The following is a 13,758-nucleotide window of genomic DNA, read 5'->3' as shown; positions in this document are numbered from 1 at the left end:
CGACGCGAGGGGGGTGTGGATGGAGCGGCGCGCACGCGGGGGTCCCCGCGCGGGGGCGGCCGCCGCCGCGGCCGCGGTGATCGCCGCGCTGGCCGCGGCCGGCTGCGGCGGCGAGGAGGCCGCCGTACCGGACGCCGGCGCCGCCACCGCCCCTGCGACGACGGCCCCCGCCGCCCCGGCGACGACCGCGCCGGACCCGGCGCCGACCGGCGACCCCCGGGTCGTGACGCGGCGCGTCGGCGCGCCGGGGCGCGACGGGGCCATCACGTTCACCGTGCGCCGGATCGCGGCGTCGGCGCCGATCCGGGTCCCGTTCGCCGCCCCGCTGCGGGCGCCCGCCGGGCGCCGCCTGCTGGTGGCCGTCGTGGACCTCCGCAACCACTCCGGCGCCGTCGCCGACCCGTTCTGCGGTGGGGGCGGCGCGCGCCTGGTGGACCGGCGCGGCCGCGAGTACGAGCCGCACCGGCGCGTCTACGTCGTGCCCGGCAACCGCACCTGCACCGGCATCCGCCGCGGCCGCACCGTCACGGAGACGCTCCCGTTCGTCGTGCCCGCCGGCGCGCGGGTGGCCGAGCTGCGGCTCTGGGACAACCGGCAGACGGCCGACTTCCTCGGCGAGGGGCACGTGCGCGTGCTGCCCTGAGCGCGTCCGTGCGGGGCCGTCGGTACGCAGTCGGCATGGCGACAGACGAACGCATCAGCGGCTGGCGGCGATCTGCCCCTCGCGCAGACACGCTCGACGCGAAGACCGGACGGGCCGCGAGAGCGCGCAGGCCGCCATCCGGCGCACGGTGAAGCGGCTCCTGCGCCGGACGCGCCACACGGCCCCGACGAAGCAGCGGAGCTCCACGGCGGCGGGGCCATGAGCATCGACGAGATCATCAACCTCGTCATGCAGCAGGCGCGGGTCCTGTACGCGGCCTGGCCCGACGTCTGAGCGGTCCGCCGGCCTCGGAGCGTGCCGCGGGCAGTCGGCCACCGGAGCGGCTGCGCCCCGGCGTCGACGAGGAGGGCCACCACGTCGCCGTCGGCCGTCAACCGGCCGAGCGCCTGCTCGATGCCGGTCTGCCATGCGACCGCCGCGCCCAGCAGCACCGTGTTGGACCCGCTCGCGATCCACATCGCAGCGGCGTCGCCGACGCGTTCGTCGCCGGCCGCCCACCACGGCACCGCGTGGTGTCGAGGATCAGTCGCAGCCTGCGCCGGACGCCCGGGCGATGTCCTCCGGGAGCTCGTCGAAGTCGTCTGCGACGGCGATGCGATCACGCATGGCGCCTCGGACCGACGCGAGCCCGGAGCCGCGCCGGATCGCCACCAGCCGTGCGACCGGCTCGCCGCGGCGGGCGATCACGATCTCCTCGCCGTCCTCAGCGCGCTCGACGGGCTGGGACGGCTTCGTCGTCGCTTCGTGCATCCCCACGGTGGCGATGGCGCGACCGTGGTACCGAGTTCACTTCGCCAACACGGCGGCGGGCATCGGGCCGACCGCTGCCCACCGTCAGCCCAGCAGCGCGAGCACCGCCTCGGGTGGCCGGCCGAGCACCGCCCGGCCGTCGCCGGCGACGAGGATCGGCCGCTCGATGAGCACGGGGTGCTCCGTCATCAGCGCGATCCACCGCGCGCGGTCGCGCGGCGCGTCGCGCAGGCCCAGCTCGCGGGCCACCGGCTCCCCGAGGCGGGCGAGCTCCCACGGCTCGCGGCCCAGCGCGCGCAGCACGGCGTCGAGCTCGGCCGGCGAGGGCGGCCGCTCCAGGTGGCGGCGCTCGGCGAACGGGACGCCACGCTCCTCGAGCAGCCCCTTCGCGGCACGCGACTTCGAGCAGCGGGGGTGGTGCCAGAGCTCCACGCCGCCGAGCGTACCCCGCCGCTCAGACGGGGAACGGGCCGAGCGCCCGCAGGCGTTCCGGGTCGGCGAGCAGGTCGATCGCGACGATGCGACCGCCCCGGATGACCACCGAGCCCGCCGAGAACGGCTCGCCGTGGAGCGTCGACACCGCGCCCGGGGCGCCGTTGACGAGCGCCGGGCGCACGACGAGGCCGGGGCGCTGGAAGCTCCGCGCGCCCTTCGCGACCGCCTGCGCGCCGCGCATGATGCGCGTGGGCTTGAGCGGCCCGAGGTCGGCCCGCAGCACGACGTCCGGGTCGAGGACGGCCACGAGCCCCTCCAGGTCGCCCTCACGGGCGGCGGCGATGAACGCGTCGACCACCTCCCAGCCGGCGCCCGCGTCCGCGTCGGCGACCGGGGTGGCCTCGCGCACCCGCCGGCGCGCCCGGCTCGCGAGCTGGCGGGCCGCGTCGGGCGAGCGGTCGAGCACCGTCGCGACGTCGTCGAACGGCACGGCGAACATGTCGTGGAGGACGTAGGCGAGGCGCTCGGCCGGGCCCAGTTGGTCGAGCACGACGTGCATCGCCAGCCCGACGGCGCCGGCGACGAGCGCCTCGTGCTCGGGGTCGGTCCCGTCCACCGGGTCCACGACGGGGTCGGCCATCCGTACGCCGAGCGGCTGCTCCCGCCGGCTCGCGCGGGCCCGCAGCATGTTGAGGGAGATCCGGCCGACCACCGTCGTGAGCCAGGCGTCGAGGTCCTCGATCTCGTCCGCGCGGCCACGGTCGAGCCGCAGCCAGGCCTCCTGCACGGCGTCGTCGGCCTCGTTCAGCGATCCGAGCATGCGGTAGGCCACCGCCCGCAGGCGGCCGCGCCGCTGCTCGAACCGCCCCGCGAGCCGGTCGCGCTCGTCCATGTCACATCCACCTCCCGCCGCGGGTCATACCACCGAACGACCACACGACGGAACGAGGAGGAGCGGGATGCGGGTTCTCGTGATCGGGGCCACCGGCGCCATCGGCGCGCCGCTGGTCCGGCAGCTGATCGACCGCGGCCACGAGGTGACGGGCACGTACCACTCGCCCGGCGGCGCCGAGCGGGTGCGCGCGATGGGCGCCCGTCCGGCGCAGCTCGACGCGCTCGACGCCCGCGCGGTGCGCGAGGTCGTGCTCGCGGCCGAGCCCGACGCGGTCGTCCACCAGGCGACGGCGCTGACCGGGCTGCGCAGCCTGCGCAACGTGGACCGCGTGTTCGCGCGGACCAACCTGCTGCGCACGGCGGGCACCGACGCGCTGCTGGCGGCCGCGCGGGAGGCCGGCGTGCGCCGCTTCGTGGCCCAGGGCAACACCACGATGTACGCGCGGGTGGGCGGGCCGGTGAAGACGGAGGACGACCCGCTCGACACCGACCCGCCGCGCCCGGCGCGCGAGTCGGCTGCCGCGATGCGCCACCTCGAGGCGTCCGTGCTCGGCGCCGGCGGCATCGTGCTGCGCTACGGGACGTTCTACGGGGCGGGCGACGACGGGCTCGTGGAGCCCGTGCGCCGGCGCTGGTTCCCGATCGTCGGCGACGGCGGCGGCATCGTCTCGTGGATCCACCTCGACGACGGCGCCGCCGCGACCGTGCTGGCGCTCGAGCACGGCATGCCGGGCGTCTACAACGTCGTTGACGACGACCCGGCCCCCGTGCGCGAGTGGCTGCCGGCGCTCGCCGAGGTGCTCGGCGCGCCGCCGCCGCGCCGTGTGCCGCGCTGGCTGGCCCGGGTGCTGGCCGGCGAGTTCGTCGTCAACCTGAGCACCCAGGTGCGCGGCGCGTCGAACGCGAAGGCCAAGCGCGAGCTGGGATGGACGCTGCGCCACCCGACCTGGCGCGAGGGCTTCGCCGAGGCCTACGGCCAGGGCGGCGCCGGGGCGGTCGCGCGCGAGGCGCGCCCGGCCGCCCCGGCCCCCGCGCGCTAGGAGGCCACGGGTGACGCCAGGAGCGCCTCGACCTCCTCCCACTCGACGGCCGTCTGACGGCCGGCGTCGAACTGCTCCGTCAGCGCGCCGTGCACGCGCAGCAGCTCGGGGTCGTCCTTGGCGAGCTCGCGTCCGGTGTGCTGGCGGATGAGGAAGACGAGTCCGGCGAGCCCCGAGTCGCGGGTGAGGCTCACCTCCAGCGGCCGGCCGACGAGCCGCGGCACGTCGAACGGCGCGTACATCCACCAGAACTTGTTGAGGCCGTCCGCGTGGATGCCCGCCCGCGTGCGGTGGGCGTCGCGACCGTACAGCGGGTAGGCCGGCGGGACCGGCCGGCCCAGGTCGGCGTAGAGCCCGGCCAGCTCGTTGAGCACGCGGAAGTCGGGCCCGGGCTCCGGCACGAGGCCCATGCCGATGGCGTGCAGCAGCACCCCCTCGAGCGGCGCGTTGCCGGTGCGCTCGCCGGTGCCGAGCAGCGTGCCGTTGATCACGGCGCAGCCGGCCCGGATCGCCCGCAGGCAGTTCGCCACCACCAGGTGGGTGTCGTTGTGCGGGTGGAACTCGAGGTCCTCGCCGGCCACGCCCAGCTCGCGCAGGCGCCGGATCCAGCGCGGCACGGAGCGCGGCGGGGCGACGTCGTCGAACGGCAGCCCCAGGCCCATCGTGTCGCAGACCCGGAACTTGGGCCGCAGGTCGCGGCCGAACGGCTCGCACAGCTCCATCACGGCGGCCGCGAACGGCAGCACGAACTCCTCGGGGGCGCGCGTGGCGTCCTCCAGGTGCAGCCGCGGGCGCAGGCCCGCGTCCAGCACGGCGCGGACGGCGTCGAGGTACGTCGCGGCGGCCTGGCGCCGGCCGCCCGGCCGGAACTTGTGGAAGGTGTGGTAGTCGCTGGCCGAGGCGAGCATCCCGGTCTCGCGGACGCCGAGGCCGCCGACCAGCTCGGCGTCGCGCCGGCTCGCGCGGATCCAGGTGGTCGGCTCGACCGGCGCCCCGCCGCCGTGGCGCTCCAGGGCCGCCTCGAGCATCCGCCGGTCCGCGGGGCGGTAGACGAAGAACTCGGCCTGGCGGATCGCCCCGCTGTCGCCGGTGAAGGCGCACATCAGGTCGTAGATCCGCACGCCGTCCTCGACGGAGAGGGGCAGGCCGCCCTGCTGGCCGTCGCGGTGGGTGGTCTCGGTGGTCCAGGCGGCGGCCGGCATGTCGGCGGGCCGCTCCGTCCAGCTGTAGCGGGGGAAGCCGTCCCGGGGGAACGCGTCGGCGAACAGCTCGGGGGCGGCGGGGTCGGTGATGTCGTATGAGGTGTCCATGGCCGGGACGGTAGGAGCCCCCCGTGGCGTGCGTCAATATTGATCGATATCATCAACCCATGACCGCGGACGAGTACCTGAGCGCCGGCGAGGCGGCCGCCCGCCTGGGGGTCTCGAAGGCGACGCTCTACGCCTACGTCAGCCGCGGGCTGATCGAGTCGGCGCCCGGGCCGGGGCCGAGCCGCGCGCGGCGCTACCCGGCGTCCTCGATCGACGCGTTCGCCGGGCGGCGCGAGCGGGCGCGCGACCGCGAGCTCGCCGCGCACGGATCGCTCCACTGGGGGCTGCCGGTGCTCGACTCGGAGCTCACCCTCATCCAGGACGGCCGCGTCTTCCTGCGCGGGCGCGACGTGGTGGCGCTCTCCCGGTCGGAGCCCTTCGAGCGCGTCGCCGCGCTGCTCTGGGCCGCCGACCCCGACGTCGCGGCGTCGCTCTTCGCCCCCGCGGGCGACGGCGCGGGCCCGCCGGCCGGGGACGCCCCCGCGGCCGGGCCCCCGTCGGCCGGCGCGCTCGCCGCGCACCTGGTCGCGGCGGGGGAGGGCGCGCTGCTGACGCTGGGGGCGGGCGACGCCGTGGTGTGGCGGGCGGCGGCGCGGCTCGTGGAGGGCCTGTTCGGGGCGGCCGGCGCCCGCGGCGGCGGCCGCCTGGCGCAGCGCCTGGCGGCCGGCTGGGGGGTCGCCGACGCTGCGGGCGAGCTGGACGCGGCCCTGGTGCTGTGCGCCGACCACGACCTCAACGTCAGCTCGTTCACCGCGCGCTGCGTGGCGTCGGCCGACGCGGCGCTGGAGCACGTCGTCCTCGCGGCCCTCTGCGCGCTGCGCGGGCGGCGCCACGGCGGCCTCACCGACCGGGTGGAGGCGCTCGTCCGCGCCGCCGCGCACGACGGCGCGGCAGCGGCCGCCGGCCGCGCCCTCGAGGGCGACGGCCGCCTGCCGGGCTTCGGGCACCCGCTCCACCCCGGCGGCGACCCCCGCGCCGCCGAGCTCCTGCGCCTGGCCCGCGGGCGCTCGACGGCGCCCGACCCGGCGGTGGAGGGGCTCGTCGCGCTCGCGGCCGAGCAGCTCGGCGAGGCGCCGACCCTCGACTTCGGCCTCGCGGCCCTCGCCCGGGCGCTCGGCCTGCCGTCCGGGGCCGCCTTCGCGCTCTTCGCGCTCGGGCGCTCGGCGGGCTGGATCGCCCACGCGCTGGAGACCCGCGACGACGCGCGCCTCATCCGGCCTCGCTCGCGCTACCGCGGCCCGGCACCGGTGGGATGATCCGCCCGTGACCGCGGAGAAGGTGCGCATCGACAAGTGGCTCTGGGCGGCGCGCTTCTTCAAGACGCGCACGCTGGCCACGGAGGCCGTGCAGGGCGGGCGCGTCCACGTGGACGGCGCCCGGGTGAAGCCCGCCCGCGAGGTGCACGTGGGCGACCGTCTCGAGGTGACGATCGGCGAGGCGACCTTCGCCGTCGTCGTGCGTGGGCTGGCCGACAAGCGCGGGCCGGCCTCCGCGGCCGCGCTGCTCTACGAGGAGACCGCAGAGAGCCGCGAGCGCCGCGAGCGCCAGCGCGAGCTGCGCCGCATGGCCCCGCCGCTCGGCGCCGACCTGCAGGGCCGGCCGAGCAAGCGCGACCGCCGCCGCATCGAGGCGCAGCGAGCGGCGCAGCGGCGCGCCCGATGATGGGCGACGGCGCGGCGCCCCGGCCCGGCGGCGTGGCGGAGCGGTGGGCCTGCCTCACCGCCGGCGCCACGGCAGGCGGGCGCCTGCGCGGCGCCCGCCTGCTCGACGGCCTCGCGCTGGCGATGGACGAGGTGCTGGCCGGCGGGCCGGCGCCCGACGACTGGGTGACGGCGGGCCCGATCGCGCCGCCCGCCGGCGACCGCCGGGCCATCGGCGACGCCGCGGCCGCGGACGTGCGCCGGGCGCTCACGTCGGGGGCCGCGCCCGATCGCGCCACGGCGCTGCTCGTCTGGCTGGTCAAGTACGCCGACGTCGGCACGCCGGAGCCGCTGCGCCGCGTGCAGGCCGGCGCGCTGGCGCGGCGCCACGTGCGCCGGCTGCTGCGGCGCGCGCTGCCGGACGTCGGCGGGGGCCCCGGCGACCCTGTGGGCGAGCGGCTGCTCGTCCTGCTGCGGGCCGCGCGGCCGGCGCCGGGCGTGCCCGACGCCTGACCGGCGGACCGCCCCGCCCGCCGGCGACGGGGGCTCGACAGAGACAGACCTGTCTGTATAGCCTTGCCCCATGACCGGACCCCGCGGCGGCGCCGCGCGCGAGCGGATCCTCGACGCCGCCTCGACGGCGTTCTACCGAGAGGGCATCCGGGCCGTGGGCGTCGACGCGGTCGTCGCCTCGGCCGGGGTGGCGAAGGCGACCCTCTACCGCCACTTCCCCTCGAAGGACGCCCTCGTCGACGCGTTCCTCGAGCGGCGCGACGTGCGCTGGCGCGAGTGGCTCGAGGGCGCCGTGGAGCGCCTCGCGCCCGCGCCGGCGGATCGGCCGCTCGCGGTGTTCGACGCGCTGGGGGAGTGGTTCGCCTCCGACGACTTCCGCGGCTGCGCGTTCATCAACGCCGCCGCCGAGATCGCCGACCCGGCGCACCCGGCGCGCGAGGCCGTCCGCGCCCACAAGCGCCTGCTCGGCGGGTACCTCGAGCGCCTGGTGCGCGAGGCCGGCGCGGACGACGCCGCGGCGGCCGCCGCGGCGCCCGCGCTGCTGCTGCTCGCCGAGGGCTCCATCGTCACCGCGCTGATCGAGGGCGACGCCGCGCCGGCGCTGCGCGCCCGCGACGCGGCGGCGCGGCTGTTGTCCGGCGTCGTCCCATCACCCCGGGAGGGACCATGAGCGACCGCATCGCAGGCTTCAGGCTCGGCATCTACGTCTTCAAGGACGCGGAGATCGTCGACTTCGCGGCGCCCCACGGCGTGTTCTCGGTGGCGCGCCGCTTCGACCCCGAGCTCGACGCCTTCCTCATCGCCGACGCCAACCGGCCCGTGCAGGCGCAGGCGGGCTTCACCGTGCTGCCCAACTACTCGTTCGCCGACCGGCCGGCGATGGACGCGTTCCTCATCCCGGGCGGCTTCGGCACCCGCCAGGAGATGCACAACCGGCGGCTGCACGAGTTCATCGGCGCGCTGCCGGGCGCGACGCTGCTCACGAGCGTCTGCACCGGCTCGTGGATCTACGGCGCCATGGGGCTGCTCGACGGCGTCGCGGCCACCAACCGCAAGGAGCCCGACCGCGTGGAGTCCGGGCCCAACGGCAAGGTGCCGCTCGACCGCCTGGCCGACATCGCGCCGGGGTGCCGCATCAGCCGCGCCCGGGTGGTCGATGCGGGCCGCATCGTGACGGCCGGCGGCATCACCTCGGGCATGGAGATGGGCTTCCACCTGCTGCGCCGAGCGGGCTGGGACGACGGGGCGATCGCCGAGGTGGCCCGGGTGATGGAGTACTCCGCCGCCTGGGAGGCCTACCGCGACGACGTGGAGTGGGCGGCCACGCCGGCCGCCGCCTGACCGCGGCTCAGGCCGAGGCGCTCCGCCGCTCGGCCGCCGGGCCCGAGACGCTGCGCTCGCTCATGATCCCCGCCTCGTCGCGCACGAGCAGGTAGGCGCCGTGCGACGGCCCCTCGAGGAACTCGATGAGCTCCTCGACCTTCTCCGGGCCGAGGGTGTGGGCGAGCCGCAGGGCCGCCGCCTCCTCCGCCGCGCGCCCGGCGCGGCGGTCTGCGTCGTCGTGCGCGCCCGCCCGCCCGTTGCGCCCGGCGCCGTCGGCGGTCGCGCCGGCCGCGGCGCCCGTCGCCGGCCGGGCGGCCGACGGCGGCCGGCTTGGCGCCCAGATCTTGCGGCTCTGCGTGTGGTGCCAGCAGTACGGGCTGCCGCGGAACGGGCTCTGCTGGCAGCGCTTGCCGTGCGCGGCGATCGCGACGCACCGGCTCACCGAACGGGTCTCCATGGCTCCTCCACGCGCCGGGGGCGACCGCCTCTCACGCGAGGCTGTTACCCGGTGTAGCGTTTGTAATGCCCGAAGGGGCACAAGTCCAGCGCGCGGGCGATGCCGAACTTGCGAGAACGACCGCGGGTTCCCTAGACTCCGCGGTCGTTCTCGCGGCGCTCACTGCGCCGCGTCGTCATGTCGGTGGAGGTCACCCCCGGACCGTGAGCACTCAGAGCGCAAAGCCCGGCACCGTCGAGCGCCGCTGGTACGTCGTCGATGCCGAGGGCCAGACCCTCGGCCGCCTCGCCGCCGTCATCGCGGAGACGCTCGCCGGCAAGCGGTCCCCCTGGTACACCCGCCACTGCGACACCGGCGACTTCGTCGTCGTCGTCAACGCGGAGAAGATCGCCGTCACCGGCAACAAGCTCCGCGACAAGAAGTACTGGCGCCACTCGGGGTACCCCGGCGGCATCCGCAGCCGCAGCCTCGGCGAGCAGCTCCAGCGCCGCCCCGAGGAGGTCCTGCGCCGCGCCGTCCGCGGGATGCTGCCGAAGAACAGCCTGGGCCGCGCCCAGCTCACGAAGCTGAAGGTCTACGCCGGCCCGGAGCACCCCCACACCGCCCAGCAGCCCGAGCCGCTGCGCCTCACCCGCGTCGCGGAGGTCCCCGCATGAGCACCGACGCCCCCGCCGCCCAGCGCATCCGCGCCACCGGCAAGCGCAAGAACGCCGTCGCCCGCGTCACCCTCGTCCCGGGCGGCACCGGCCAGATCACCTGCAACGGCCGGCCGATCGAGCAGTTCTTCGGCCGCCCGGTGCTCGTCACCCAGGCGAAGGCGCCGCTCGCCACGACCGGCACCGAGGGCGCGTTCGACGTCGTCGCGCTCCTGCACGGCGGCGGCGTGTCCGGCCAGGCCGGCGCGCTGCGCCACGGCATCGCGCGGGCGCTGACCGTGGCCGACGAGAACCTGCGGCCCGACCTCAAGCGCGAGGGCTTCCTCACGCGCGACGCGCGCATCAAGGAGCGCAAGAAGGCCGGCCTCAAGGGCGCCCGCAAGCGCCCGCAGTTCTCGAAGAGGTAGTCGCCTGCCGGCTCGGCCGACCTCCGTGCCGCCGCGGAGGCTCTTCGGCACGGATGGGGTGCGGGGGGTCGCCAACCGCGACCTGACGCCCGAGCTCGCCCTCGCGCTGGGGCGGGCGCTGGCCGCCCGCGTCGGCGCGGGGTCGCGCGTGCTGATCGGCCGCGACACGCGCCGCTCCGGACCGATGCTGGAGGGCGCGCTCGCCGCCGGCCTGGCCAGCGCGGGCGCGGACGCCGTGCTGCTGGGCGTGGTGCCGACGCCGGCCGTCGCGGAGCTGGTCGCCGGCACGGACGCCGCCGCCGGCGCCGTGATCAGCGCCTCGCACAATCCGTTCCCGGACAACGGCATCAAGCTGTTCGGCGCCGACGGCTTCAAGCTGGCCGACGCCGACGAGGCCGCGGTCGAGGGCGGCCTCGACGAGCCCGGCGAGCGGCCGGAGGCCGGCGAGCTCGGCGAGGTCGAGCACTGGCCGGAGGGGCGCGAACGCTACGTCGCCTCGCTGTTGCGCCGGGCCTCGGTGGACCTGCGCGGGCTGTCGATCGTGGTCGACTGCGCCCACGGCGCGACGGTCGCCACGGCGCCAGAGGTGCTGCGCGCGCTGGGTGCCTCGGTCACCGAGCTGGGCGTCGAGCCCGACGGCCTCAACATCAACGTCGGCTGCGGCTCGACCGACCTCGGCCTGCTGAGCGGCGAGGTGCCGCGCCTCGGCGCCGACCTCGGGCTCGCGTTCGACGGCGACGGCGACCGCGTGCTGGCGGTCGACGCGGCCGGCACGCCGGTCGACGGCGACCAGATCCTGGCGGTCTGCGCCCTCGACATGCGCGAGCGCGGGCTGCTGGCGGGCGACGCGGTCGTGACCACCACGATGACCAACCTCGGCTTCCGGCGGGCGATGGCCGCGGAGGGCATCGAGGTACGCTGGACCGACGTGGGCGACCGCTACGTGCTGGAGGAGATGCAGCGCGGCGGCTACGTGCTCGGCGGCGAGCAGAGCGGCCACCTCATCAACCTCGCCCACGGCCCGTCCGGCGACGGCCTCGCGGCGGCCCTGCACCTGCTGCGGGCGCTCGTCGGCCGCGGCGACGACCTGGGGACGGCGGCCGCCGTGGTGCAGCGCCTGCCCCAGAAGCTCGTCAACATCCGCGTCGAGCGAAAGTCGGACCTCCCGTCGGCCGATGGTGTCTGGGAGGCCGTGCGCGAGTGCGAGTCGGTCCTCGGCGACGACGGGCGCGTGGTGGTGCGCCCGTCCGGCACCGAGCCGCTCGTGCGCGTGATGGTCGAGGCCCCGACCGCCGAGGAGTGCGAGCGCTGGTGCGCCTCGCTCGCCGAGGTGGTGGAGCGCGAGCTGGGGGGCGGGTCGGTCAGGTAGCCGCGGGCCCCGCGGCCGGAGTCGTCGGAGGGAGACGCGCGAATGTGCGGGATCATCGGATACGTCGGCGGGCGCGCGTGTCGTGAGCTCATCCTCAGCGGCCTCGAGCGGCTGGAGTACCGGGGCTATGACTCGGCGGGCTTCGCCCTGCTGGACGAGGGCGACGGCGTCGTGGAGACGGTGCGCGCGGTCGGCAACCTCGCCCGCCTGCGCGCCGCGGCCGGCGAGGACGGCGGGTCGGACGCGCGCCTCGGCCTCGGCCACACGCGCTGGGCGACCCACGGCCGCGTGACCACCGAGAACGCGCACCCGCACTCCAGCGCCGACGGCGCGGTGATGGTGGTGATGAACGGGATCATCGAGAACTACCTGGAGCTGCGCCACGAGCTGCAGGACGAGGGCGTCGTGTTCGCCTCCGAGACCGACACGGAGGTCATCCCGCACCTGATCGCCCGCGAGTACGACGGCGACCTGGCCAGCGCGGTGCGGGCGGTGCTGCCGCGCCTCGGCGGCCACTTCGCCTTCGTCGCGGCGCACGTCGACGAGCCGGGCCGGCTGGTGGCCTCGCGGCGCGAGTGCCCGCTGGTGCTCGGCGTCGGCGACGGCGAGCGCTTCGTGGCCTCGGCGATCCCGGCCTTCCTGCGCGAGACGCGCGACATCGTGGTGATCGAGGACGACGAGGTCGTCGCCATCGAGGCCGACGGCCTCACCATCTGGGACGGCGCCGAGATCGTCACCGACCGGGCCGTGCAGCGGGTCGACTGGGACGAGGACGCCGCCGAGAAGGGCGGCTACGAGACGTTCATGCTCAAGGAGATCCACGAGCAGCCGTCGGCCCTGTGGGACACGATCGGCGACCGCCTCAAGCCGGACGGCTCCGTGGATCTGCCCGAGCTCGGGCTCGACGACGCCGCCCTGGCGCGGGTCGAGCGCATCCACATCGTGGCCTGCGGCACCTCGTACCACGCCGGGCTGGTCGGCCGGTACCTCATCGAGGACTGGGCCCGCGTGCCGGTGCACTGCGAGGTGGCGTCCGAGTACCGCTACCGCACCTGCCTGGCGGGCCCCGGCGACCTGGTCATCGGCATCACCCAGAGCGGCGAGACCGCCGACACGCTCGCGGCGATGCGGGTCGCCCGCGAGCGCGGGGCGCACGTCGTCGCGCTCACCAACATCATGGGCTCGCAGGCCACCCGCGACGCCGACGGCGTGCTCTACACGCGGGCCGGCCTCGAGATCGGCGTGGCCGCCACCAAGACCCACACGGCCCAGGTGATGGCGCTGTCGCTGCTCGCGCTGAAGCTCGGCCGCCTCAAGTGGGCGCTCACCGCCGGCGGCGCGCTCGACCTCGCCGACGAGCTGCGGCGCATCCCGGACGCGGTGGAGGCGTACCTCGCCTCGCCGGCGCCCGCCCAGGTGATGGAGGTGGCCGCCTCCTACGCCGACCGGCCCTTCTTCCTCTACCTGGGCCGCCACGTGGGCGTGCCGGTCTCGTTCGAGGGCGCGCTCAAGCTCAAGGAGATCTCCTACATCCCGACCGAGGCCTACCCGGCGGGGGAGATGAAGCACGGGCCGATCGCCCTGCTCGACGAGGGCTCGCCCGTCGTGGTGGTGGCGACCGACGGCCACGTGTTCGACAAGGTCGTGTCGAACATCCAGGAGGTGCGCGCGCGCGGCGCGCGGGTCATCGCGGTGGCAACCGAGGGCAACAGCGAGATCGAGCGCCACGCTGACGACGTGCTGTGGGCGCCTCGGTCGCCCGCGCTGCTGTCGTCGATCACCGCGGTGCTGCCGCTGCAGATCTTCGCCTACGGCTTGGCCCGTGCGCGGGGGCTGAACGTGGACCAGCCGCGCAATCTCGCCAAGACCGTAACGGTCGAGTAGAGGGTTCGGCATGGCGATCGCGGGCGTCGGCATGGACGTGATGGAGATCTCGCGCTTCGCGGAGACGCTCCGCCGCCGCCCGCGCATCGCCGAGCGCTGCTTCACCGAGGCCGAGGCCGCCTACTGCCTCGCCAAGCCGTTCCCGCCGCAGCACTTCGCCGCCCGCTTCGCCGCCAAGGAGGCGGTGGGCAAGGCGCTCGGCATCGGCATGACCCGCTGGCGCGAGGTCGAGGTGGTGCGCGGCCGCGGGGCGCCGTCGATCGCGCTGCACGGCCGCTACGCCGAGCGCGCGCGCACGCTGGGCGTGGAGCGGGTGCACGTCTCGCTGACCCACGGGCGGGACTCGGCGCTGGCGGTCGCGGTGGCCGAGACCGCGGCGTAGGGCGCGGCGGGCGGCGCGCGCCGCCCCATCTGCG

Annotated in this window: 17 protein-coding genes; 12 read left to right on the top strand and 5 right to left on the bottom strand. The window is 76.5% G+C overall.

Features of this window, described 5'->3' with window-relative positions:
* Nucleotides 1–19 precede the first annotated feature (19 nt).
* On the top strand, nt 20–643 hold the full coding sequence (locus tag ITJ85_RS12415; RefSeq protein ID WP_217913421.1) for a hypothetical protein: 624 nt from the start codon (nt 20–22) through the stop codon (nt 641–643).
* A gap of 543 nt (nt 644–1,186) precedes the next feature.
* Here ITJ85_RS12415 and ITJ85_RS12410 read toward each other — a convergent pair.
* From ITJ85_RS12410 to ITJ85_RS12400, 3 genes are all read right to left on the bottom strand, one after another.
* On the bottom strand, nt 1,187–1,414 hold the full coding sequence (locus ITJ85_RS12410) for a type II toxin-antitoxin system Phd/YefM family antitoxin (RefSeq protein ID WP_217913420.1): 228 nt from the start codon (nt 1,412–1,414) through the stop codon (nt 1,187–1,189).
* 84 nt (nt 1,415–1,498) lie between these two features.
* Nucleotides 1,499–1,846: an arsenate reductase family protein gene (locus ITJ85_RS12405; RefSeq protein WP_217913419.1), complete on the bottom strand. Its 348-nt coding sequence runs from the start codon at nt 1,844–1,846 to the stop codon at nt 1,499–1,501.
* Nucleotides 1,847–1,868: 22 nt separating this feature from the next.
* Nucleotides 1,869–2,741 carry a sigma-70 family RNA polymerase sigma factor gene (locus tag ITJ85_RS12400; RefSeq protein WP_217913418.1) on the bottom strand — a complete coding sequence of 291 codons (873 nt, stop codon included), beginning with the start codon at nt 2,739–2,741 and terminating at the stop codon, nt 1,869–1,871.
* A 67-nt stretch (nt 2,742–2,808) separates the two neighbouring features.
* On the opposite strand from ITJ85_RS12400, the gene ITJ85_RS12395 reads away from it, so the two are divergent.
* A complete protein-coding gene (locus tag ITJ85_RS12395) occupies nt 2,809–3,783 on the top strand; it encodes an NAD-dependent epimerase/dehydratase family protein (protein ID WP_217913417.1) in 975 nt (324 codons plus the stop codon).
* Here ITJ85_RS12395 and ITJ85_RS12390 read toward each other — a convergent pair.
* Nucleotides 3,780–5,093, bottom strand: a complete 1,314-nt coding sequence (locus ITJ85_RS12390; RefSeq protein ID WP_217913416.1) for a hypothetical protein — start codon at nt 5,091–5,093, stop codon at nt 3,780–3,782. The two genes, ITJ85_RS12395 and ITJ85_RS12390, sit on opposite strands and share 4 nt — an antisense overlap.
* A 59-nt stretch (nt 5,094–5,152) precedes the next feature.
* On the opposite strand from ITJ85_RS12390, the gene ITJ85_RS12385 reads away from it, so the two are divergent.
* The 5 genes from ITJ85_RS12385 (at nt 5,153) to ITJ85_RS12365 (ending at nt 8,587) form a co-directional block, all read left to right on the top strand.
* The gene (locus ITJ85_RS12385; protein ID WP_217913415.1) at nt 5,153–6,349 is read left to right on the top strand and encodes a citrate synthase; all 1,197 of its coding nucleotides are present in this window, start codon (nt 5,153–5,155) and stop codon (nt 6,347–6,349) included.
* A gap of 7 nt (nt 6,350–6,356) precedes the next feature.
* Nucleotides 6,357–6,755 carry an RNA-binding S4 domain-containing protein gene (locus tag ITJ85_RS12380; protein ID WP_217913414.1) on the top strand — a complete coding sequence of 133 codons (399 nt, stop codon included), beginning with the start codon at nt 6,357–6,359 and terminating at the stop codon, nt 6,753–6,755.
* Nucleotides 6,752–7,246, top strand: coding sequence for a hypothetical protein (locus ITJ85_RS12375; RefSeq protein ID WP_217913413.1), 495 nt, complete (start codon nt 6,752–6,754; stop codon nt 7,244–7,246). Before ITJ85_RS12380 ends, ITJ85_RS12375 begins: the two co-directional genes overlap by 4 nt.
* A gap of 70 nt (nt 7,247–7,316) precedes the next feature.
* Complete coding sequence (locus tag ITJ85_RS12370; RefSeq protein ID WP_217913412.1) at nt 7,317–7,916, top strand: TetR/AcrR family transcriptional regulator; 600 nt, start codon at nt 7,317–7,319, stop codon at nt 7,914–7,916.
* On the top strand, nt 7,913–8,587 hold the full coding sequence (locus ITJ85_RS12365; protein WP_217913411.1) for a DJ-1/PfpI family protein: 675 nt from the start codon (nt 7,913–7,915) through the stop codon (nt 8,585–8,587). The genes ITJ85_RS12370 and ITJ85_RS12365 overlap by 4 nt, the downstream gene beginning before the upstream one ends.
* 7 nt (nt 8,588–8,594) lie before the next feature.
* On the opposite strand, the gene ITJ85_RS12360 is transcribed toward ITJ85_RS12365, so the two are convergent.
* Entirely contained in the window at nt 8,595–9,026 is a 432-nt protein-coding gene (locus ITJ85_RS12360; protein ID WP_217913410.1) for a hypothetical protein, read from the bottom strand.
* A 203-nt stretch (nt 9,027–9,229) separates the two neighbouring features.
* On the opposite strand from ITJ85_RS12360, the gene rplM reads away from it, so the two are divergent.
* From rplM to ITJ85_RS12335, 5 genes are read left to right on the top strand one after another with little or no spacing between them, the layout of a single operon-like run.
* Complete coding sequence (gene rplM, locus ITJ85_RS12355) at nt 9,230–9,682, top strand: 50S ribosomal protein L13 (RefSeq protein WP_246496258.1); 453 nt, start codon at nt 9,230–9,232, stop codon at nt 9,680–9,682.
* Complete coding sequence (rpsI, locus tag ITJ85_RS12350; RefSeq protein ID WP_217913408.1) at nt 9,679–10,089, top strand: 30S ribosomal protein S9; 411 nt, start codon at nt 9,679–9,681, stop codon at nt 10,087–10,089. Before rplM ends, rpsI begins: the two co-directional genes overlap by 4 nt.
* A 25-nt stretch (nt 10,090–10,114) precedes the next feature.
* Entirely contained in the window at nt 10,115–11,458 is a 1,344-nt protein-coding gene (glmM, locus tag ITJ85_RS12345) for a phosphoglucosamine mutase (protein ID WP_217913407.1), read from the top strand.
* Between the two features lie 42 nt (nt 11,459–11,500).
* The gene (gene glmS / locus ITJ85_RS12340; RefSeq protein ID WP_217913406.1) at nt 11,501–13,342 is read left to right on the top strand and encodes a glutamine--fructose-6-phosphate transaminase (isomerizing); all 1,842 of its coding nucleotides are present in this window, start codon (nt 11,501–11,503) and stop codon (nt 13,340–13,342) included.
* 10 nt (nt 13,343–13,352) lie between these two features.
* Nucleotides 13,353–13,724: a holo-ACP synthase gene (locus ITJ85_RS12335; protein WP_217913405.1), complete on the top strand. Its 372-nt coding sequence runs from the start codon at nt 13,353–13,355 to the stop codon at nt 13,722–13,724.
* Nucleotides 13,725–13,758: the final 34 nt, after the last annotated feature.

Origin of the sequence: Miltoncostaea marina (assembly GCF_018141525.1) — a bacterium.
GTDB classification, from domain to species: Bacteria; Actinomycetota; Thermoleophilia; order Miltoncostaeales; family Miltoncostaeaceae; genus Miltoncostaea; species Miltoncostaea marina.
The sequence above is the reverse complement of the archived record's forward strand: the minus strand, read 5'-3'. Positions and strand labels throughout refer to the sequence as shown.